The 21,183-nt window shown below is 59.9% G+C and carries 20 protein-coding genes; 8 read left to right on the forward strand and 12 right to left on the reverse strand.

Translation table 11 applies throughout. The annotated features are described in order from the left end of the window. Nucleotides 1-240 precede the first annotated feature (240 nt). From folD to DFP85_RS16270, 4 genes are all read right to left on the reverse strand, one after another. A complete protein-coding gene (folD, locus tag DFP85_RS16255; RefSeq protein ID WP_208108536.1) occupies nt 241-1,101 on the reverse strand; it encodes a bifunctional methylenetetrahydrofolate dehydrogenase/methenyltetrahydrofolate cyclohydrolase FolD in 861 nt (286 codons plus the stop codon). A gap of 14 nt (nt 1,102-1,115) precedes the next feature. Continuing rightward, a complete protein-coding gene (purU, locus tag DFP85_RS16260; protein ID WP_133637481.1) occupies nt 1,116-1,991 on the reverse strand; it encodes a formyltetrahydrofolate deformylase in 876 nt (291 codons plus the stop codon). Nucleotides 1,992-2,134: 143 nt separating this feature from the next. After that, on the reverse strand, nt 2,135-2,611 hold the full coding sequence (locus tag DFP85_RS16265; RefSeq protein ID WP_133637482.1) for a methylenetetrahydrofolate reductase C-terminal domain-containing protein: 477 nt from the start codon (nt 2,609-2,611) through the stop codon (nt 2,135-2,137). Nucleotides 2,612-2,814: 203 nt separating this feature from the next. Next, entirely contained in the window at nt 2,815-3,984 is a 1,170-nt protein-coding gene (locus DFP85_RS16270) for a glycine cleavage T C-terminal barrel domain-containing protein (RefSeq protein WP_208108534.1), read from the reverse strand. A gap of 526 nt (nt 3,985-4,510) precedes the next feature. Here DFP85_RS16270 and DFP85_RS16275 point away from each other — a divergent pair. Further along, nucleotides 4,511-5,791, forward strand: a complete 1,281-nt coding sequence (locus DFP85_RS16275) for an MFS transporter (protein WP_133637483.1) — start codon at nt 4,511-4,513, stop codon at nt 5,789-5,791. Between the two features lie 60 nt (nt 5,792-5,851). On the opposite strand, the gene DFP85_RS16280 is transcribed toward DFP85_RS16275, so the two are convergent. Together DFP85_RS16280 and DFP85_RS16285 are read right to left on the reverse strand one after the other, a co-directional pair. Continuing rightward, a complete protein-coding gene (locus DFP85_RS16280) occupies nt 5,852-6,343 on the reverse strand; it encodes an Lrp/AsnC family transcriptional regulator (protein ID WP_133637484.1) in 492 nt (163 codons plus the stop codon). 166 nt (nt 6,344-6,509) lie between these two features. Continuing rightward, nucleotides 6,510-7,934: a dihydrolipoyl dehydrogenase gene (locus DFP85_RS16285; RefSeq protein ID WP_166644654.1), complete on the reverse strand. Its 1,425-nt coding sequence runs from the start codon at nt 7,932-7,934 to the stop codon at nt 6,510-6,512. Between the two features lie 374 nt (nt 7,935-8,308). On the opposite strand from DFP85_RS16285, the gene DFP85_RS16290 reads away from it, so the two are divergent. From DFP85_RS16290 to DFP85_RS16310, 5 genes are all read left to right on the forward strand, one after another. Next, the gene (locus DFP85_RS16290; protein ID WP_133637486.1) at nt 8,309-8,758 is read left to right on the forward strand and encodes an OsmC family protein; all 450 of its coding nucleotides are present in this window, start codon (nt 8,309-8,311) and stop codon (nt 8,756-8,758) included. A gap of 26 nt (nt 8,759-8,784) precedes the next feature. Beyond that, the gene (locus tag DFP85_RS16295) at nt 8,785-9,585 is read left to right on the forward strand and encodes an enoyl-CoA hydratase (protein ID WP_133637487.1); all 801 of its coding nucleotides are present in this window, start codon (nt 8,785-8,787) and stop codon (nt 9,583-9,585) included. Between the two features lie 112 nt (nt 9,586-9,697). Then, on the forward strand, nt 9,698-11,338 hold the full coding sequence (locus DFP85_RS16300) for an acyl-CoA synthetase (protein ID WP_133637488.1): 1,641 nt from the start codon (nt 9,698-9,700) through the stop codon (nt 11,336-11,338). Between the two features lie 78 nt (nt 11,339-11,416). After that, nucleotides 11,417-11,899, forward strand: a complete 483-nt coding sequence (locus tag DFP85_RS16305) for a methylenetetrahydrofolate reductase C-terminal domain-containing protein (RefSeq protein ID WP_133637489.1) — start codon at nt 11,417-11,419, stop codon at nt 11,897-11,899. Further along, nucleotides 11,896-12,939, forward strand: a complete 1,044-nt coding sequence (locus tag DFP85_RS16310; protein WP_133637490.1) for a methylenetetrahydrofolate reductase — start codon at nt 11,896-11,898, stop codon at nt 12,937-12,939. The genes DFP85_RS16305 and DFP85_RS16310 overlap by 4 nt, the downstream gene beginning before the upstream one ends. Nucleotides 12,940-12,988: 49 nt before the next feature. Here the strand turns inward: DFP85_RS16310 and DFP85_RS16315 are convergent, their stop codons facing one another. The 6 genes from DFP85_RS16315 to DFP85_RS16340 all read right to left on the reverse strand — a co-directional run bounded on the left by DFP85_RS16315 (nt 12,989) and on the right by DFP85_RS16340 (nt 17,631). Continuing rightward, nucleotides 12,989-13,948, reverse strand: a complete 960-nt coding sequence (locus DFP85_RS16315) for a LysR family transcriptional regulator (RefSeq protein WP_133637491.1) — start codon at nt 13,946-13,948, stop codon at nt 12,989-12,991. A gap of 146 nt (nt 13,949-14,094) precedes the next feature. Beyond that, a complete protein-coding gene (locus tag DFP85_RS16320) occupies nt 14,095-15,114 on the reverse strand; it encodes a CNNM domain-containing protein (protein WP_133637492.1) in 1,020 nt (339 codons plus the stop codon). Between the two features lie 204 nt (nt 15,115-15,318). Further along, nucleotides 15,319-16,173, reverse strand: coding sequence for a sirohydrochlorin chelatase (locus DFP85_RS16325; protein ID WP_133637493.1), 855 nt, complete (start codon nt 16,171-16,173; stop codon nt 15,319-15,321). A gap of 16 nt (nt 16,174-16,189) precedes the next feature. Then, complete coding sequence (gene hmuQ, locus DFP85_RS16330) at nt 16,190-16,522, reverse strand: heme-degrading protein HmuQ (RefSeq protein WP_133637494.1); 333 nt, start codon at nt 16,520-16,522, stop codon at nt 16,190-16,192. Between the two features lie 124 nt (nt 16,523-16,646). After that, complete coding sequence (locus DFP85_RS16335; RefSeq protein WP_133637495.1) at nt 16,647-17,327, reverse strand: 5'-methylthioadenosine/S-adenosylhomocysteine nucleosidase; 681 nt, start codon at nt 17,325-17,327, stop codon at nt 16,647-16,649. A gap of 16 nt (nt 17,328-17,343) precedes the next feature. Then, complete coding sequence (locus DFP85_RS16340) at nt 17,344-17,631, reverse strand: sll1863 family stress response protein (RefSeq protein ID WP_133637496.1); 288 nt, start codon at nt 17,629-17,631, stop codon at nt 17,344-17,346. Between the two features lie 228 nt (nt 17,632-17,859). Here DFP85_RS16340 and DFP85_RS16345 point away from each other — a divergent pair, with 228 nt between their 5' ends. Further along, nucleotides 17,860-18,189 (forward strand): DUF427 domain-containing protein, encoded by a 330-nt coding sequence (locus DFP85_RS16345; RefSeq protein ID WP_133637497.1) that lies wholly within the window; start codon nt 17,860-17,862, stop codon nt 18,187-18,189. A 260-nt stretch (nt 18,190-18,449) separates the two neighbouring features. Beyond that, nucleotides 18,450-20,777, forward strand: a complete 2,328-nt coding sequence (locus tag DFP85_RS16350; protein ID WP_133637498.1) for a P-loop ATPase, Sll1717 family — start codon at nt 18,450-18,452, stop codon at nt 20,775-20,777. The last annotated feature ends 406 nt before the right edge of the window (nt 20,778-21,183 follow it).

Raw genomic sequence — 21,183 nt, forward strand, 5'->3', positions numbered from 1 at the left:
GTGGGTCGCCACCTTATGCCCGTGAGAAGGCATCACGAGATTCGCGTGAGTAGGTGGATGGGTTGGCATGGCGACTGGATCGGCGCCCACGTCCCCGATCGTCTTGATCAGCGTGTTATCGTGGCCCGGGACAAGGGTGGGCTCGTCGTTGTAGTTCATGCGTGCTCCTCAGGTTGTTATTATTGCGTCGCCTGGGGCGACGCGGGACATTCTGGGTGCGAGTGGCGGAAGATCTAACGATCAGGCCAACTGATACCTTGCTGCTCGTGTCGTATTCAACAGCAGGCAGGCGATCGTCATCGGACCCACGCCACCGGGTACCGGCGTGATTGCGCCAGCGACCTGGGCAACCGATTCGAAATCCACGTCACCCACGAGCTTTCGCTTGCCATCGACATCAATGGCGTTGATGCCGACATCGATGACCGTTGCACCCGGCTTGATCCAGTCAGCGTTGATGAACTCCGCCCGGCCGACCGCCGCTACCACGATATCGGCATTGCGGCACAGCGTTTCGATGTTCCTCGTTCGTGAATGGGCAATGGTGACCGTACAGTTTGCCTGCAGGAGCAGTGCAGCCATCGGCTTTCCCACGATATTGGAGCGCCCCACCACCACGACATTCTTGCCACTAAGGTCCGGGTGGACCTGGCGCAGCATGATCATGCAGCCTTGTGGCGTGCACGGCACAAGTGATGGACGCCCGGAAGCGAGTGCCCCGACGTTCAGTGGGTGAAAGCCATCAACATCCTTGGCCGGATGGATGGACGCTATCACCACATCCTCGTCGAGATGTGACGGTAGTGGCAGTTGCACCAGAATGCCGTGCACCTCAGGATCATTGTTCAGTTGATCGATCAGCTCATTCAGGGTGTTCTGGGAGGTTTCGGCATCGAGCCGGTGCTCGATAGAACCCATTCCCGCCTCTGTCGCCCGCTTCACCTTGTTTCTCACATACACCTGGCTAGCGGGATCCTCCCCCACAAGCACGACAGCCAGTGTCGGCACCATGTCATGTTCGCCCTTGAGTAGCGCGACTTCTGAGGCGACTTCCAGCAAGACCTGATCCGAGAGCTGTTTTCCGTCTATTAAATGAGTCATCATGCCCCCTGCTTCTATTTGAAAATGACGGTCTTGTTGCCCGAAAGGAACACACGGCTCTCGGTATGCAGCTTGACGGCGCTTGCCAGTGCCTTCGTTTCGGTATCGCGGCCAAGCGCAACGAGTTCTTCCGGGTAGTAGGCATGATTGACGGGGAGCACGGACTGCTCGATGATCGGACCTTCATCCAGGTCTGCGGTCACGTAGTGCGCCGTGGCACCGATCAGCTTGACGCCACGCTCGAATGCCTGGTGATAGGGCTTGGCACCCTTGAAGCCGGGCAGGAAGGAGTGGTGGATATTGATGGCCCGTCCATGCAGCTGCTTGCATAGGCTATCGGACAGGACCTGCATGTAACGCGCCAGTACCACCAGCTCGGTTCCTGTCGCGTTGATGATATTGAGTAGCTCGGCTTCCTGTTCCAGTTTGTTTTCTGCCGTCACTGGCAGGTGAACAAAGCGAAAGCCTTCACGCTCGACCAGCGGTTGAAGATCCAGGTGGTTGGATACGACCGCGGTGATATCGATGTTCAATTCGCCCTTGTGATAACGGTAAAGAAGGTCGACCAGGCAGTGGTCAAACTTGGATACCATGATCATGACCTTGGTCGGGTGGCTGACCTCATGCATCGCCCAGGCTATGCCATGCTTGTCTGCCAGGGCATTGAATCCAGTGCGGATGTCCTCGAAGGTGTAGCGGGAGTCCGGGGTGATGTTGAATAGCGTCCGTAAGAAGAACTGACCGCTGATCTTGTCATCGAATTGGGATAGTTCTGCGATATAGCCGCCGCGCTCTGTGATATAGGATGCGATTCCGGCAACGATTCCAGGCGCAGTCCTGCAGCTGACAGTGAGGATGTATTGGTTGGAGTAGTCCGTGACGTGTCTCATGGCAGAAAACCTTTATATATTGATGTTTGTTGGTTGATTCGCTGACAGCAACTTGATGTCTTTGAAGTTCTTTATTCAGGCATCAGGATGGATTGCCTGTCGGGTTGTTCATTGTTGCGATCAAGGGTCATGTCATTAAAAGCTCACTTCAAAGCCTTGTTAGGGTCTTCTGCCAGGTTCGACGCGTTACGTGCGATACGCAGCCAGGACGAGCTTCCCTTCTGACGATGATCAACTGGCAGTTGCACCACCTGGATCTTGTCACCACCTTTCATCTTCTGACTTCCATCCCAGGCTTCGACCCAGACACATCGCATCTCCGGATTGACCTCACAGTTGCCGTTGGCGCGTACCCCGCCACAAGGACCGTTGCGCAAGGACTTAGGGCAGTTCATGGGGCAGGACATTCCGGTAGAGCTGAGGATGCACTGACCACACATCTTGCAGTCGAACAGTAATCCCTTGCTGATCTTTTCCAGCTTGCTCACCGGCTTTTCTGCGCGTTGGTAGCCTACCGAGTTCCAGAGCGGCTGCAACTTGACGACTACCGGTTCGAATATCCGGTATACGCGCTCGAAGAATCTTGCGTGCCGCACGGCCCAAAGGCGAATGGGATACATGTGTCTCTCCTTTCACGGCAACGCCACTGTGGAACTGATCATGGATCCCTGGATCCGTGAGACGCCTGCTTGATCCTTTATAACCAACAAGAAGCTTCTCGCCTTGCCAGGTAAATACTTTCCTGGCGAAGAGGTTGGTATTACAAGGTTTCATGGCACTCACGGATGCAGGGGGTTTTCAAGTCAACCGCTAGACCGGCTTTTCAAGCGGATGTGGCGATCTTCTTCTTGGGGTCGAAGAAGGGCTTTTCGACCACAACAGCCTTCACGGGGCCGGAGGCGGTTGGAATTTCCAGTTTAGTGCCGGGTGCTGCATGTTCAGCGGCTACCATGGCCAGCGCAATGTTCTGCTCAAGGCGCGGGGAGTAGACCGCAGAGGTCACCTTTCCGACGGTCTCGCCATCCTTGCTGAGTGGCCAGTACCTGGTGTTGGGTCTCTTGAGGGGCGCCATATCGATACGCAGCCCGACCTGCTTGCGACTCACGCCATTCTTACGGATGCGCTGCAACGCGGCCTTGCCGATAAACTCTGCCTCCATGTCCGGGTTCACCAGACGGTCCATCCCGAGTTCGTAGGGATTGGTGTTGCTGTCCGCGTCAGCGTGATAGGAGAGCATCCCACCTTCGATGCGGCGAATCGTGGAGGTATGACCAGGCTTCAACCCGAAGGGCGCACCTGCGGCCATGATCTTTTCCCAGAGTTCGTCACCTCGCGTACCGTCACGCAGGTAAAGTTCATAGCCCAGCTCGCTCGACCAGCCCGTGCGCGAGACAATCAGCGGGATGCCATCAAGCTCGATCTCGCGCAACCAGTAGTAGCGCAGGTCCATGATGCTCTCGCCGAAGAGACTCTTCATCACCTCTCCCGAGTTCGGGCCCTGGAGTTGCAGCGGCGAAACGTCGGGTTCGCGGATGCTGACATCGAGCCCGGCATGAATCGCAACACCTTGCGCCCACAGGAGGATGTCGCTGTCAGCCAGAGAGATCCAGAAGTGATTCTCTGCGAGCCGTAGCAGGATCGGGTCGTTAAGGATGCCACCGTCCGCATTGGTGATGAGGATATACTTGCACTGACCAACGGCCATTTCCGAGAGATCACGCGGGGTCAGGCTCTGCACGAATTTCGCCGCATCCGGACCGGTGATTTCCACCTGCCGCTCGCTGGCAACGTCACAAAGGATGGCCTCATTCACGAGGTTCCAGAAATTCTGTTCCGGATCCCCGAAGTCACGCGGGATATACATGTGGTTGTATACTGAAAAACCCTTTGCCCCCCAGCGGACTGTTGCGTCAAAGTAGGGAGACTTCCGGATCTGTGTTCCGAACCCGAAGTCATCGGCTTTTTCTATGTTGGCTGACGTAAGATTTGTCATTGTAGTTACCTTTCCTGATATAAAGTTCAAGGGGCAGCGCGAACTGGCTGATTTGGCACAGCTCAATATAGGCTCACATGGCGGTGTGAAGCGGCCTAAAATCACTGTGAATTGGATCCGAACAGACCAGTTTTTTACGTAGCGCAGTCCATTTGGTCCGGCTTGCCCGTGCAGGGCCTTGTCGTCGCTGGGCGTGGGCTTTACCCCTGCCCCTGCTGGTGATCCGTCGTTGGCTCATGGCGAAGTCAACGCAGGGGGGAGTCTGATACCGTTGGGGTTGGGGCAACTGGCAGTAGGGCCCTGCTTCACCTCTGTGGTAGGGCCGAGGTGGAACGACGCTGACGCTCCCGCCTCTACCGGCTGCGCCGGGGGGAGGCGGTTATTCCATGAATCGAGGATGTGGGGGATGCATGGTGATCAAGGGAAAGCGTGATATCGAGCATCAACGCGGGGCCATCCCGCGCCAAGGTGAGCGTCTGGCACCGGCTTGGGCCGGAATCGTCGTTGCCTGTCGCGTGGAGGCACCATGAAGACGCTATCGAGCACAGGGTTTGCGATCTTTGGCGCAGCGCTAGTCGCGATCAGTTACGGGCTCGCGCGCTTCGCTTTCGGGCTTTTCGTGCCCCCTATCCGGGACGAACTGGGACTCACGCCGTACGTGATCGGCATCATCGGCGCGCTGCCGCTAATCAGTTTCCTGTTGGCCACGGCGATCGCCCCGTTAATCACCGCTTATCTCGGGGCCCGCAACACGGCGATGCTCTCCGGGACGTTCGGCGTCGGTGGCCTGGCGCTGATCAGCCAGGCCAGCGACGCGCTGATGCTGGGCATGGGGGTGTTCGCATGCGGCATCTGCACGGGCCTGATGATGCCGGCGCTCACGGCCGCCATGCAGGCGATGGTTAAGCGCTCGATGCACGGGCGCGTCAGCTCGGTCATGAACGCGGGGACCAGCATCGGCGTGATCGTGGCCGTACCGACGGTGCTGTTCCTGGCCGGCGCCTGGCGGCTGGCGTACCTCTCCTTCGCCATCCTGGCAGGCATCGGCGTCGTTGCCGCCTGGCTCTTCCTGCCCTCGGTGTCGCGGATCACGCCGGGGAACGCCGCGCCACCGCCACCGCTCAGCGAACTGCCCTGGTCACGCCTTGTCAGGCTCTCGCTGTTTGCCTTCCTGATGGGCTTCATCTCCTCCGCGTACTGGATCTTCGCGCCTGACCTGGTGGTCACCCTCGGCGGCCTGCCGCCCGGCGCCACCGGATGGCTCTGGCTCTCGGTGGGCATCGCCGGCCTCGGCGGGGCAGTGGTGGCCGACCTGGCCGATCGCAACAACCCACCCATCACGCAGGCCCTGATGCTGATGATGCTGGCCGCGAGCCTGGCGCTGCTTGCCGCCAGCCCCAGTCAGTCATGGCTGGCGGCCTTCTCTGCACTGGTCTTCGGCCTGGCCTACATGAGCCTGACGGGGCTCTACCTCATGACCGGTATCCGCCTGTTGCCGGGCCGGCTGTCGGTGGGGCCGGTACTGCCCTTCATGGCGGTATCGCTGGGTCAGGCGTCCGGCTCGCCTGTCGTTGGTGGGCTGGTGGATATCTTCGGCTACGCCGATGCCTTTGCCATGTTCGCCGCGCTCGGCATCCTGGTGGCGATCCTGTCGCCCTTCTACCCGGGCCACATCGCCCAGGCCGAGGAGGACGAGGAAGAGGACTCAGGCCTCCAGGCGGCCTACGATCACCAGCTCCAGAACGATGAGGGCGAGCCGCTGGAGCCCGCCGAGGAGGAAGCTGAGAAGCCCGCCGTCAACCCATGACGGCGGTCCTGGGATTGGGCCGGTGCCCAGGCACGAATGAGCCGGTGACCGCTACCCGGCTCAGTTTCCAGATTCGGCCATCAAGCAGGCAAGTTTGGGGTGAGCCGATTTGATGTCTCGGGTGGCGATGTAGGTCATGTAGCGTTCGATCCCCAACTCCTCTGAAAGAAGCTTATCCATTACCTGCTGAAAGGCGGAAAGGCTGGGGGCGACGACTTTCAAGACGTAGTCCATGCCGCCACCCGTCGCTATGCATTCGACGATCTCGTCCACCTGGCGGATATAGGCCTCGAAGCGCTCGAAAGCCGATTTTTGATGCCCCTTCAGTGAAACGGTCACGATGACTTTCGAGACATCCACGATCTTTTCCAGCGAGATGTCCGCATGATACCCACGTATCAGGCCAGCTTCCTTCAATCGGTTGAAACGAATCCAGCACGGCGTCGGGGAAAGATTGACCAGCTCTGACAGTCTGGCCTTGCTGAGCTGCCCGTGCTGCTGCACGGCGGACAGGATGCGCATGTCGGCAGCATCAAGAGTCACTTTCCTCATGTGCACTCAGCCTCTGTTTGATTGCCGCAGGCGGGGCCGTCGTCGTTGCATATGGATCTGGCCTGAGTTCACAGTCTAGATCGTATCGATGACATTGACCCCGTTACGGTAGACACATGGACTGATCGAGATGCTGCGTATTCCACGCCACCATGAAGGAGTCGGGTCAATGGCTCATGCTTTCGGCGACGTAGCGCCTGCACTTGTCCCGAGCGTTGATCAAGACGTCGCGCAACAGCTCTTCGGCGCTGGGATGGTAGACCGGCATCGCCAGGACCTGCTCTGCCGTCATGCCGTGCGTGATGGCCAGGGCTAGCAGGTGCGCCAGGTGTTCCGCCTTGTACCCAAGCAGCTCGGCGCCCAGTATCACACCGGTTTTCGCGTCCAGGTAGACCTGGATGCGCCCTTCGACCTTGTTCCAGACCACATGGCGAGGACTGGTAAACGGCAGGTCGCCAATGACGATCTCCTGACCCTCGAGTTGTCGGAAGCTCTGGCCGATCGTGGCGATCTGCGGATCGGTGAAGGCCACCATCAGCGGCGGTCTACGCTGTGCAGGCACCGGGTTCGGGTAGTTCAAGGCATTATCGGCGGCAATACGCCCTTCATCGAAGGCCTCGTGCCACAGCGGCAGGTGGTCGGTCACATCGCCGGCGATAAAGATAGGAAGGTCCGAGCAGCGCATCGTCTGCGGGTCGAATGTCACCGCGCCCGCCTCGCTGACTTCCACGCCCGTATGCTCCATACCCAACCGGTCCACGTTGGGGATCCTCCCCGTGGCCACCAGTACCCTGTCGAACACCCTGGTGACCCGCTCTCCGTTTGGTTGCTCAAACTCGATCCAGGCGCCTTCGGCGTCTTCCCGGGTGCTCACCACCTGGCCGACGGGGTAGATATCCAGCTCGGTGCTGAAGAGGTCGAGCGCTTGCTGCTGCAGGTCCGGATGAGTGAGGGCGTTGATCCTTCCGGAGCGGCCGTAGATGGTCGTCTCGACGCCCAGCCGATGGAGTGCCTGCCCCAGTTCCAGGGCAATCACGCCCGTACCGATCACGGCGATCGAGCGGGGCAGGTCCTCCAGCTCGAAGACCGTGTCGCTGGTGAGCACGCGAGCCATGACGGGCTCGAACACCTCGCTGACCGCCGGCCTGGAGCCACAGGCGAGGATGAACTTCTTCGCAGTGACCTCGACCGAGTCACCCACCCTGAGGCGGCCCGGCCCGATAAACCGGGCGCGCCCCTCAAGCTTGTAATGGGCCGGAATCTTGTCGACGTAGCGGAGGTTGTTGGCGACGAAGCGATTATCTCGCTCCCGGCGCAACCGTTCGAAGACCTTGCGGCCATCCACGCGACCCGTCGCCGTCACCCCGAAAAACTCGCTGGAGTTCAAGTGGTGCGCGTAATCGGCAGCGGTGATCATCAGCTTGCTGGGCATGCAGCCGACTCGTGCACAGGTGGTGCCGTAGGGGCCGTCCTGGATCATCACCAGGCTGTCGGTCTTGCGGCTGATCCTCGAGTAGGCGCCCAGCCCGGCGGTGCCGGCGCCGATGATGGCGTATTCAACATTCATGGTCTTCATGGCAGGTTCGCTCATCTGGCGCCTCATCGTAGCGGGTGTCTTGTTGTTCAAGGCGTGACGTGGTGGTTTAGGGGGGCGAGATCGACTTCAGCCCTGGCTGAATGAGCCCCGGCTGAATGATCCATGACAGGGGCAGGCTATCCGCGGCCTTTCGGGCGGTAAAGCGAGAGATTCTCAGTGTTTGGGTTATTTTTGCTAACCCATGGGTGACGGAGCGTCGGGCCGAGGCCGCCCTTGGTGGGGGATGGTGTTATGCCTGGATCCTTCCTCCGGAGGCTGCCAGGCCTCACGTTAGCCAGGCTAATCCAACTGCTTAGGAATCGTCGCTTTCCGGGCGTTTCCTGGATCGCATAGGATTCGCAGAGATTCGCAGAGAAGGAAGCCTATCCATGTCAGTCCACCAGTCCGCCATCCGTTGGCAGCGCAGCCCTCACGAAGCCGATGCCAACACCTATTCGCGCAACCACCAGGTTTCGCTGAATGGTGGCCAGCAGGTCAATGTTTCCGCGTCGGCTGAATTCAAGGGCGATTCAAGCTGCGCCGACCCGGAACAGATGCTGGTCAGCGCGGTGTCCAGCTGTCATATGCTGTTCTTTCTGGCGATCGCCGAGTTCCAGGGGTATCAGGTCGAATCCTATCACGACGATCCCGTCGGCCATCTGGAGCGCAACGACAAGAAAGGGATGGAGGTGACGCGTATTGTGCTGTCACCGCGCATCGCCTTCGGCGGCGATAACATACCGAATCAGGACGCGATATCCAGGATCCACGCCGGCGCCCATCGTAACTGTTTCATCCGTAATTCGATCACCGCCGAGGTGTCGATCAACCATAGCTAGTCAGCCATTCCTGGCGGGAGTCAAATATGCATAACAGCCAAACTTCGGAAAGTATCCTGCTCAGAGAGGATAGGGACGGGGCTGTCACCCTCACGTTGAATCGGCCGGACAAGTTCAACACCCTTTCCGAGGCGATGCTGGCCGAGTTGCAGCGGGAGCTGGACGCGATTGCCGCCGACCCTGCCGTTCGCTGTGTGGTGATCGGTGCCAGGGGACGGGGCTTTTGCGCCGGTCACGACCTGCGGGAGATGCGTGCCAATCCTGATCACTCCTATTATCAGGCGCTGTTCCGTCGCTGCAGCCGAGTGATGCAGAGTATCGTCGCGCTGCCGGTGCCGGTCATCGCCAACGTTCAGGGCATGGCCACGGCAGCGGGGTGCCAGCTGGTGGCCAGCTGTGACCTGGCCATCGCCGCCCGATCGGCCAGCTTCGCGGTATCGGGCATCAACGTTGGCCTGTTCTGCTCGACCCCCGCCGTGGCGCTGTCACGCAACATCCCCCCCAAGCGGGCGTTCGACATGCTGGTATCAGGCCACTTCATCGATGCGGAGACGGCACTGGAGTGGGGGCTGTTGAGTGGCGTCGCCGACGATGCCGATCTGGACGCGGCCGTTGACGACAAGGTGGCACAGATCCTGGGCAAGAGCCCTGCGGCGGTGCGTTTCGGAAAGTCCATGTTCCACCACCAGCGTCAGATGGCCCTGGAGGATGCCTACGACTTTGCCGGTGATGTGATGGCCGAGAACATGCTGAGCCCTGACGCCGGCGAGGGGATCGATGCCTTTCTCGCCAAGCGTAAACCCGTCTGGGAGCAGCCAGGCCGCTAGCGCCGCTGCATGACAGAAAACCCTGATGCCGATCAGGCCGCGGATTCGAGAGTGGCATGGCCGGTGAAACGCCGAGTCTTGAACCCTCCCTTACAATAACAGGGGTTACACCATGAGTGATGTCTGCCAGTTCAATGATGCTCTCGAGAAAACGGCGGCAAATCATGTACCGCTTTCACCCTTGAGCTTCATCAAGCGGGCGGCTGCCGTTTATCCTGACAGGACGGCGCTGATCTACAACGAGACACGTTACAGCTGGCAGCAGACCTACGACCGCTGTTGTCGACTGGCCTCCCTGTTGAAACAGTTCGGCATCGACAGGGGCGATACGGTGGCCGTCATGTTGCCGAATGTCCCGGCCATGTACGAGGCCCACTTCGGGGTTCCCATGGTGGGCGCGGTGTTGAATGCGATCAACATTCGCCTGGACCCGGAGGCGGTGGCCTTCATCCTCGAACATAGCCGCTCGCGCCTGCTGCTGGTGGACCCCGAGTACGTGGACGTGGTCGAGAAGGCCCTGGCCCGCCTGGAAGGGCCGGCGCCCAGGGTGATCAACGTCTCCGACCCGAGCCAGGGCGAAGAGCGCCTGATCGGCGACCTGGAGTACGAGGCGCTGCTGGCTGAGCAGCCGGCGCGGGAGGACTGGCAGCTGCCGGTCGACGAGTGGGATGCGATCGCGCTGGGGTACACCTCCGGCACCACTGGCAACCCCAAGGGGGTCGTCACCCACCATCGGGGCGCCTATCTGAATGCGGTCAGCAACGTGCTCTCCTGGACCTTGCCGTCCCGCGTGGTCTACCTCTGGACCCTGCCGATGTTTCACTGCAACGGCTGGTGCTTCCCGTGGACGCTGGCGGCGATCGGCGGGACCAGCGTCTGCCTTCGCCGGGTCGACCCGCAGGAGATCCTGCGCCTGATCAGGCAGCATCGCGTCAGCCACTACTGCGGTGCGCCCATCGTCCACTCGATGATCGCCGATGCTGCCGGTGCCGAGCAGGCAGCGATCGACCACAAGGTGTCGGGGCTGATCGCCGGTGCGGCGCCGCCGGCGTCGGTGCTGGAGCGCATGGAGAAGCTCGGTGTCGAGCTCACCCACGTCTACGGGCTCACCGAGACCTATGGCCCCGCCTCGGTGTGCACCAAGCAGGATGGCTGGGACCAGCGCCCCCTGGAGGAGCGGGTTCGGCTCAATGGACGCCAGGGGGTCACCTATCCCCTGCAGGAGGGCATCGCGGTACTCGACCCGGCCACGCTGGAGCCCGTTCCCGCCGACGGCGAGACGGTGGGCGAGATCATGTTCCGGGGCAATATCGTCATGAAGGGGTATCTGCGTAACGAGGCCGCGACCAGCGAAGCCTTTGCCGGCGGCTGGTTTCACTCCGGTGACCTGGGTGTGGTGGAATCGGATGGCTACATCAAGATTCGCGACCGACTGAAGGACGTGATCATCTCGGGCGGGGAAAACATCTCCTCGATGGAGGTGGAGGAGATCCTCCAGCGGCATGAAGAGGTCGAACTCGCGGCGGTCGTGGCGATGGCGGATGCCAAGTGGGGCGAAGTCCCCGCGGCCTTCGTCCAGTTGCGCCCGGGCAGCGAGCTGAGCGAAGACGCGCTGATCAGCTTCTGCAGGGAGAACATCAGCCGCTTCAAGGCGCCCAAGAAGGTGATCTTTGGCCCCTTGCCGACCACCCCCACGGGGAAGATCCAGAAGTTCCAGTTGCGCAAGCAGCTCGAGACCGGCCCGTCAGCCTGAACTGGGCGAGGATGAGGCGTTGACGCAGCATCGCTGGCGGAGTGGGGGCAGTGCCTCCGGCGAAAGAAGGAACATATCATGTACAGGGTGCGTCGCTGGGTGGTTCGCCATGCCAGAGTCTTCGAGATGATCTACCGGCGTTTCGAGCCGGTGCTGGTCAAGCTCGCCCCCGTGTGGCGGCGACTGGGTCACGAGCGTGTCGAGGCGCCGGTGAGGAGGGTGGAAAAGGCCGCCAAGGGGGCGCTTTTCGATTGCCAGATGTGCGGTCAGTGCATTCTCTCTGCCACCGGCATGTCCTGTCCCATGAACTGCCCCAAGACACTGCGCAACGGCCCCTGTGGTGGAGTGCGTGCCGATGGGCATTGCGAGGTGAAGCCAGAGATGATGTGTGTCTGGGTCGATGCCTGGGAAGGAAGTCGTCAGATGAAACAGGGCGATCTCATCCACGCGGTCCAGTTGCCGGTGGACCATCGCCTCACGGGCAGCTCGTCCTGGCTTCGCGTGGTTCGCCAGCAGGACGCCAGCTCCTCTTCAGCCGCCAACAGAGAGACAACAAGATGAAGTTCGATGACGAGCCCGTTCCGGGCTACTCACTGCCGATCCTGCCCGGCCACGTCTCCCCCGGGCGACTGGAGCGGGTGCTGCGGGCGGGCAAGTTTGCCATCACCAGCGAGATCGACCCGCCGGACTCTGCCGACCCGGCCGAGGTGCTCAAGCGGGCGGCCATCTTCGATGGCTATGTCGATGCCATCAACGCGACGGATGGCTCCGGCGCCAACTGCCACATGTCCAGCGCCGGGGTCTGCTCGCTGCTGACCCGGGTCGGCTACGCCACCATCCTGCAGATCTCGTGCCGTGACCGTAACCGCATCGCCATGCAGGGCGAGATCCTCGGTGGCGCGGCCATGGGCGCCTGCAACCTGCTGTGCCTGACCGGTGACGGCGTGCAGGCCGGCGACCATCCCCAGGCCAAGCCGGTATTCGACCTCGACTCCATCTCGCTGCTGCAGGTCGCCCGCAACATGCGCGACGAGCAGCGCTTCGAGAGCGGGCGGCGCATCGAGACGCCCCCGCGGATCTTCCTCGGTGCGGCCGAGAATCCCTTCGTGCCGCCGCTGGACTGGCGGCCGCTTCGCCTGGCCAAGAAGGTGGCGGCCGGTGCCCAGTTCATCCAGACCCAGTACTGCTTCGATATCGAGCGGTTGCGCGACTTCATGCTCAAGGTGAACGACCTCGGCCTGCTGGAAGGCCCCGACCGCGTCTTCATCCTGCCCGGGATCGGGCCCCTGGCGTCGGCACGCAGCGCCCGCTGGATCCGCGAGAATGTCCCCGGGGTGCATATCCCCGACGCGGTGATCGCTCGCCTCGAGGGGGCCAAGAACCAGAAGGAGGAGGGCAAGCGGCTCTGCATGGACCTGCTTAACGAGATCCGCGAGATTCCGGGCGTCAGCGGCGCGCACATCATGGCCTACCGCCAGGAGCACAGTGTGGCGGAGATCATCGAGGCGACGGGGGTGCTCGAGGGCCGCGTGCCCTGGTACCCGGGGCGCGACGACCCGAAGGCGCTCAACCCCGAATCCCCGGAAGCCTTGTCGCTCTAGCGTGATGGACCTCGAGACCGACACCGGGACGCTGCCCGACTAACGTGCCCTAGACCTGAGCGGCGTCACCGGCTGGACCGCGTGAGGGGATGTTGGCTTCCTCCAGCAACCATTCGCGAAACTGCCCGGCGATCGGCCGTTCCAGGCCTTCGCCTGCACTCACCACGTAGTACGCCTGGTCGGAGTTCAGGGGAGAATCGGCCAGCACCGTCAGCTTTCCGGCACTCAGCTCCGCCTGGTGGAGCTCCCGACTGCCGAGCAGCACCCCCTGGCCGGCGATGGCCGCCTCCAGCGCCAGCAGCCCGTTGCCGAATCGCAGCTCCCGTAGCGTTCCGCTGTCACATCCCTGCTGCCTGAACCACTCCTTCCAGCCGTAGGGCTCGCTGATGCGGGTGAGGGTGCTGTCACACAGCAACGGCACGCCGCGCAGTGCCTCGACGCCCTCCACGGTGGCGGCCAGTTCCGGTGCGCCGATGGGCACCAGGTCCAGGCTCATCAGTTGCTGGGGCGCCAGGTCCGCGTAGTTGCCGTAGCCCAGTCGCACGGAAACGTCGATGCCCGCGCGCTTGAGATCGGCCACCCCGAAGTCGCTGTCACGGTGGCGGTCTACCGTATGAAGGCTCGCCTGCAGCCGCACTTCGGCGTCCGGGCAGCGGGCGTAGAAGCGATGCAGGCGTGGAACGATCCACTTGGTGGCGAACAGGGGCTCGGCGCACACGGTGACGATCAGGCGCTCCTCGCCATAGGCACGGATCTTGTCCACCGCACGCCCCAGGGCATCAAACCCCTCATGCAGCTCCGGCAGGGCCACGCGCGCGGCCGGGGTCAGGCTGACCCGTCGGTGGTGGCGGACGAACAGGTCGACCCCGAGATACTCCTCGAGCGACTTGATCTGGTGACTGATCGCCGCTGGCGTGACGTTGAGCTCCTTGGCGGCCGCGGCGAAACTCCTGGTGCGCGCGGCCACCTCGAAATAGGAGAGGGCGATCAGGGGAGGGAGGCGTGACATGGCGAACTCTCACGGCAATGGCGGTGGGGCACTGCGCAATCACGTGCCCCGTTCAAGGGTCACTATAGGCGCTGCCGGGAGAAGGCAAGCGCGTTGCGTAGCCCGGGCCGAGGCTCGCACCGGCCCGGGACGAGCGTCGCCGAGCCTCAGCCTCGCTCCTTCTTGAGCGTCTTGGTCCAGCGCTGCCGGGCATACTTGCGAAGGTTGGCCACGTTGTCGGTCTCGTCGACGATGTCCTGTCCCAGGATGGTCTCGATCACGTCTTCCAGGGTGATAAGCCCGACCCAGGTGCCGAGGTCGTCATACACCACGCAGAGGTGCTGTCGGTCCAGGACCATCATCGTGAAGACCTGCTCGACGTTGTCGTCGGCCGACAACGACTTGACAGGATGCATCAGCGACTTGAGGTCCGCGTCCCCCTCCGCATGGTAGGTGTCGGCCTTGTGGACATAACCCAGCGCCTGCTCGCCACCGTCCATCACCGGAAAACGGGTGAAGGGGGAGCGGCCCAGGGCCTCGTCGAACTCGTCCACCGTCATCTGCGGCTTCACCGTCAGCGCCACGGTGCGCGGCGTCATCACGCTCTTCACCTTGATGTCGTGCAGGTTGAGGATGTTGGTGATGACCCGTGCCTCGTCGGCCTCCAGCGCTTTCTCCTCGAGGCCGATCTGCGCCAGGGCCTTGATCTCGCCCCGCATGTCCGTGTCGTGTGCACCCTTGCCGATGCGCCTGGTGATGCGTTCGGACATCCAGATGAAGGGCTTCAGGATCCAGATCATGCCGTCGAGCGTGGTGGCCATCACCGAGGAGAGGGGCCGCCAGTAGGTTGCCCCGATCGTCTTGGGAATGATCTCCGACAAGAAGAGGATCAGCAGGGTCATCACCGCCGAGGCGATGCCGAGCCAGGCCTCGCCGAAGACCACTGTCACCTGGGCCCCGACTCCGGTGGCCCCCACCGTATGGGCAATGGTGTTCAGGGTCAGGATGGCGGCAAGAGGCTGGTCGATGTTCTGCTTCAGGCGGGTCAGCCTTTCATGGAGCGCCGGCCGCGTGTCGCGCAGCTGGGCGACATAGCTCGGCGTCATGGAGAGCAGTGCCGCTTCGAGCAGCGAGCAGATGAAGGACACGCCGATGGAGAGAATGGCGAATGCAGCCAGTAGTAGCATGGAGCCTCGATGAGTAGCCCGGGGACAAGAGGAAAGTCGGCAGAGACAGGATCATCGTTGAACGCCCCACGCCTTGCAAGGCCGCCGGTCCGGCGGTCAGGTGTGGTCCGCTCCCCGAGTCCATCGAGTGCCTGCGGTGATGTAGTGGCGACGTATCGGGAAACCCTGAGTGGTAGTGGGACAGCGCTGTTGTCAGCGCCCGGGTCACGCGCTCGCCGGCAGCGAGAGCAGCAGCGGCGAGCCGACCAGGCCCTCGGAGAGGCGGGTCGTGAGCACCTCCAGGATGCCATCATGCTCTCCCGCCAGGCGCGTGGTGGTGACGCGCAGGCCGGGCGAGTTCGCCATCGCCCGCTCGCAGATCTCCGCGATGTCGCCGCCTTCCCCGGCGTGGCGCCCCGGCGAGAGGAACAGCATGGCGAGTATCACCTCGCTCCCGGCCATGGCCGGCGAGGCCAGCAGGTCGACCAGCAGCGGCTCGTTGAAGCGGTAGGCCTCACCCTCGCGGCGCTCCATGGAGGCGAAGGTGACGCAGCTGGCCTCGTCGCCGAGCAGCACGCTGAGCTGGCCGGCCAGGTAGTTGCGCACCGCCGTGACCTCGGGAATCGGGCTGCCGTGATCGACCAGCACCACCTTCGGCGGCGAGAGGCCCTCCATCCGCTCGCGCACGTTGTCGGCCAGCAGCTGCGCCAGGCGCAGGTCCAGCGGCGCCAGGGTGTCGACCAGCGGCAGCGCCACCTTGATGGCCAGCCTGGGGTAACGGGCCTGTACTTCGGCCAGCCGCTCGGGGAGGTAACGGGTCAGCGCCTGGCTGGGGCCGAAGAAGAAGGGCAGGATCACCAGCTCGGTCGCGCCCCCTGCCGCCAGCTGCTCGGCGAGCGGCCCCAGCGAGACGGCCTTCTGGCCCTCCAGCTCCTCCGCGGGGATCTTGTAGGAGTGCAGCAGGGAGGTGGCCTCGACCTCGTGGCCGGTGGTCCGGCTCAGGGCCCGCGCCAGGCGGCGCAGGTTGAGGGTGGCCTGGGGGCGCAGGGAGCCGTTGTCGATGAGCAGGATCTTTCTCATGGAGGCCTCGGTGGGTTCAGGCATTGTCTGCGTCGCTGACGGTCTGGATGACCTCGAAGCCCTCGAAGCTCGGCGGGCCCAGGTAGAGCCCCTCGCGCTTGCTCTGGCCGGCATTGGCGTGCGCCTTGCGGAAGGCCTCGGAGTGCGTCCAGGCCTCGAAGTCCTCGCGGGAGCGCCAGATCGTGTGGGAGGCGTAGAGCACGTGGTCCTCCTTCTCGGGGCCGCGCAGCATGTGGAACTCGACGAAGCCGGGCAGGCCCTGCAGATGCGTTTCCCGCTCCAGCCAGATCTGCTCGAACTCCTGTGTTCTCTCGGGATTGACCCGGAAACGGTTCATGGCGATGTACACGGTGCTCGCTCCTTGTCGTCAGGCAGGGAAGGGAGGGGTGACGATGGCACCTTCGCCGAGGCTGGGCAAGGCCATCGCCAGCCGTCGCGCCGAACGCTTTCCACCGGCCTGACGGCTCGACGCCTCAGGGCGTCACCTGGCCTGCGGCGATGGCCTCGCCGAGGCGGTCGACGGCGGCGGCCAGCTTCTCGTCGATGACATGGAGCGTCTCCGTCCAGTCGTCGATGTGGCGCAGTTCCGTCCTGCCGTCCGAGATGCCGCGCAGCACGACGAGCGGCATCGCGAAGCGCATGCAGGCACGCAGGCAGGCATAGCTCTCCATGTCCACCATGTCGGCGGCGATGGCGTCATAGGCCGAGCCCGAGACGACATTGGCACCGGTCGAGAGTGAGGCCTCCCGGATGCCGGGAATGCGCAGGGGCAGCGGTACGGTCGCCGGCAGGTCGAGAAAGGGCGTGGCGCCTCGGGCGAAGCCCAGTGGGGTGGCGTCCATGTCGCGGTAGGTGACGGAGGTCGCCTGGTAGATCTCGGTCTGTTCCAGAACCCGGCTGCCGGCCGACCCCAGCGACACCACGAGGTGCGGCAGGCGCTGGTGCCGGGCGAGGGCGGAAAGTGCCGCCGTGAGCTCGACCGCCGCCTCGACGGGGCCGACGCCGGTCATGAAGGGGGCGAACCGCGCCTCGAGATGCGGGCCGTATTCGGCCTCGGCCGCCATCACGAAGAGGACGTCGCGGCCACCCAGGGACGTCAGCCGGACCGTGCCGAAGGCATCGGCCCGGGTGTCACGGGCAGGGGGCTTGTGCATCGAGGCGCCTGCTCGGTCACTTGAAGCGCGAGCGCGCCTTCTCGATGGCGTCGCTCAGCGACCCCCAGGCGCGCTCCGCGCCGGCCCGGATGTCGTCCCAGGCCTCGTCGCTGGAGTGGCGCAGCTCCTCGAGCTTCTTGCGCATCTCCTCGCGCCGCGCCTCGAGCCGGTCGATCTCCTCCTCCCGGTCGATCTGTGCATCGGCCTCGGCGCTACGGGCGCGGGCCTTCAGCTTGTCCACCTCGGCCTGCAGCTCATCGAGCTTGGCGCGCAGCTTCTGTTCGTAGGCTTCCCTGTTGCTCATGGGGCGCTCCTTTCCGTTTTCCGGTTCATGGAACCTTGAAGATAGCCTGTCCTCGGGCCGAGAGGGCAGTGCCTTCAGGGTGGCATACCGGCCGGGGGGCCTCGCAAGGCCGCGGTTCTCCCGCACAACCTCCACCGAGACCTTCGATGTAAGCGATTGGCCATCGGCGGCGGAGAGGCTGGCTGCTACCCTGCTTGAAACATTAGAAAAAACATACAGGGAACCACCATGACTGATGCCCCCGCGGCGCGCATCACGCTGCATCCGCATTCACGCCGGGTGCGGGTCGTCATCGACGGCACCCTGCTCGCCGATACCACCCGCGCCATCGAGCTCCGCGAGCGCGGCTACCCGCCGAGGCAGTACCTCCCCCACGACGATGTGCGCATGGACCTGCTGACACCCTCCGAGACCGTGACCCACTGCCCCTTCAAGGGCGATGCCTCGTATTTCTCGTTTGGCGAGCACAAGGATGTGGCGTGGTGTTATCGGCAGCCGGTTGAGGGGATGGAGACGCTTGCTGGGAAGTTGGCATTCTATGGTGACGAAGTTGAATGACCGGTTTCGATCCAAAGCGGCCATGCCCGCTAGAGCAGCAGTCTCGTTTATCGGTGATGGGCAGTATGCACGATGGTTGGTGTTATGCTGCTGGGGTGTTTGTAATCATTATAAGTTTCAAGAGATTGGTAGGCGTGGCATGAAATATAACATTATTTAGAATTTATACTCATTCAAGTGAAATATTGCGCATGCAGTCTAGTGCCTGCTATGCAAACCAAGATAGATGGAAAATTTCAGAACTAAAAGGATAAATTGAGATGAGTGAGCTGACTGGATTTTATGCGTACCCATCACAGCCAAATGAGATAGGGCAAAGTATAGAAAAGGCGGTTGATGAGTATAATCGGTCTCAGTCACACATTCGAATCAATACATGGGTGCAACTAGACATAATTGGCCATTTTATTTCAACTGAAGTGTTAAGAGGGATAGATGAAGCAGATTTTCTTGTCGCAGATATAACTAAGTTGAACTTTAATGTGACTTATGAGATTGGCTACGCGATCGGAAAGTCAAAGAGAGTCTTGCTGACTAAGAATAAAAGTATCGAAAGCCAAGAGTTGATGGCGGACAAAATTGGTATATTCGATACTCTTGGGTATCGCGAATATCAGAACTCACAAGAACTAAAATGTTTTATTGTAGAGGCTTCTAAAAAAGCACCTTTAGAGGTTTCATCTCGAATCAACCGGCAAGCACCAGTTTATTTGTTAGAGACGCCATATAAAACCGATTGGTCCGGTCGAATAGTTTCCCGTATAAAAAAATCTGGCTATATTTTCCGAAATTTTGACCCAAATGAACAGCCACGTCTTTCGGCATATGATGCGATAAATCAAGTTGCATCTTCCTATGGAATCGTAGTTCCCCTCTTATCAAAAAACTCATCTGGTAATGCTATTCATAATATGCGCGCCGCATTTATAGCAGGATTGTCTGAGGGTATGGGGAAGGCATTTCGAATACTGCAAAACGGTGACGAACCTGTTCCCCTAGACTACAGGGATTTTGTTAATGTAACTTATCATCCCGATGATGTGAATGACCATATAGCTGACTTTGCTAGTGATGTCGCTAGAGCATTTCAAGAGAAAGTGGAAGAGCAAAAACTACCTGAGCGATCTTTCCTCAAGAAATTAAACTTGGGATCATCTTCCGCGGAAAATGAAATGCGAGACTTGAACGCATATTATTTGGAGACTGATCAATATCTTAAAGCGTTGCGAGGGGAAGCCCATCTTGTTATTGGAAGAAAAGGTTCTGGAAAGTCTGCGATTTTTCTACAAATAAGAGATATTGAGAGAGATAGAAACCGAAGCAAAAATATAGTTTTAGATTTAAAGCCTGATGGCTATAAGCTGATAAAATTTAAGGAGAGGATTCTTAAGTTCCTAGAGGAAGGGACCTATTTGCATACGATAACAGCCTTCTGGGAATACGTTTTACTTCTTGAGATTTGTTACAAAATTTTGGAGAAAGACAAGAAGAGGCATATTCATGATCATTTTCTTTATGATGGTTATCGAGCCCTAGCAAATATATATAACGTCGACGATTATGATTCAGATGGTGATTTTTCTGAGCGCATGTCGCAGCTTATGGAAAAAGTATATTCTGAGTATGAGTCGATTCATTCTGGAAAAGAAAGGGTCAGCCTTTCATCCTCTGATCTTACGCAGTTACTATATAAGCATGATGTAAAGGCTTTGCGACAAGAGTTGCTGAAGTACATGGAGCACAAAGGCACGCTATGGCTTTTGTTTGATAATATCGATAATGGATGGCCTACCTCAGGGCTGGAGCATAATGATCTATTAATAATTCGGGCTTTAATTGATGCGGTAAGGAAAATTGAAAGAGTATTTGGAAAAAAAGATCTTGATATAAAGACAGCGGTTTTCCTAAGAAATGATGTATATGAGCTCCTAGTAAAAGAAACGGCTGATAGAGGGAAAGAAGCGAGTGTTTTGTTGGATTGGACGGATCCTGATCTACTAAGAGAGTTGGTTAGATTGAGAATTATTGCCAATGGGTTGGGCGAGGATACTGAGTTTGTCGAAGCTTGGCTGAAAATCATTGTAAGTCACTATAAAGGAGAGGAGTCATCTCAGTATTTTATTGAAAGGTCGTTAATGAGGCCTCGGTTTTTATTAAACTTGATCAATCACTGTAAAAGTTTCGCCATCAACTTAAATCATGAGATTATATCAGAGTCTGATATTGAAAAAGGGCTATCGGCATACGCATCGGATCTTCTAAGGGATATCGGTTACGAATTGAGAGATATTGCTCCTGAGTCTGAAAATGTTCTTTATTCATTTATTGGGTGTGAATCAGAACTAAATGAATCTGATGTTTTGGGTTTAATTGCTGAAGGTTCTGAGCCGGGAGAGGCTACAAAAAAGATTTTCCAGCTTTTACTTTGGTATGGGTTTCTTGGCCTTAAGATTAATTCGGATGACCCGAAGTTTATTTACGATTTTAGTTATAATAAAACATTAATGGATGGCGTTAAAAACAAGTCTAATAACTGTATGATATGTATAAACCAGGCATTTTGGCCGGCGCTGATGATAAATTCATAATAATCCCATTTTGTCGAACTGGTTTTACGCTTCAAGCCATCCGGAAGTGGGCATTATATCATTCCGCTCTGAATGACCGCTCTTGGCCGGATGGAAAAGTTTAGGTAACGCTGATGCAAAAGTTTGGCAACTGACGACCCGAAGCGGCCATGTCGGAAAAGGCAGCGGGCGTGCGAATTTGGGGGGGCTACCTTCGGCCTGGGCAGGCAGGCGAAGGTGATAGGAGTGTCCTAGACTCGCTGGTATGGCGGGGCCGCCGGCAAGCGTGGCCGTTTTCCGGCGCTGCTCGCCCGCAGCGCCTACAGGCGCGCGGCCGCCCAGGGACTGCGGTGGTCTTGTGAACGACGCAGGTGGATTTCCTGTCCTTTCCAGGAGAGGGCACCATGACTTTACGACCCGACCCGAC

Source organism: Halomonas ventosae, assembly GCF_004363555.1.
In the GTDB taxonomy this organism is placed as follows: Bacteria; Pseudomonadota; Gammaproteobacteria; order Pseudomonadales; family Halomonadaceae; genus Halomonas; species Halomonas ventosae.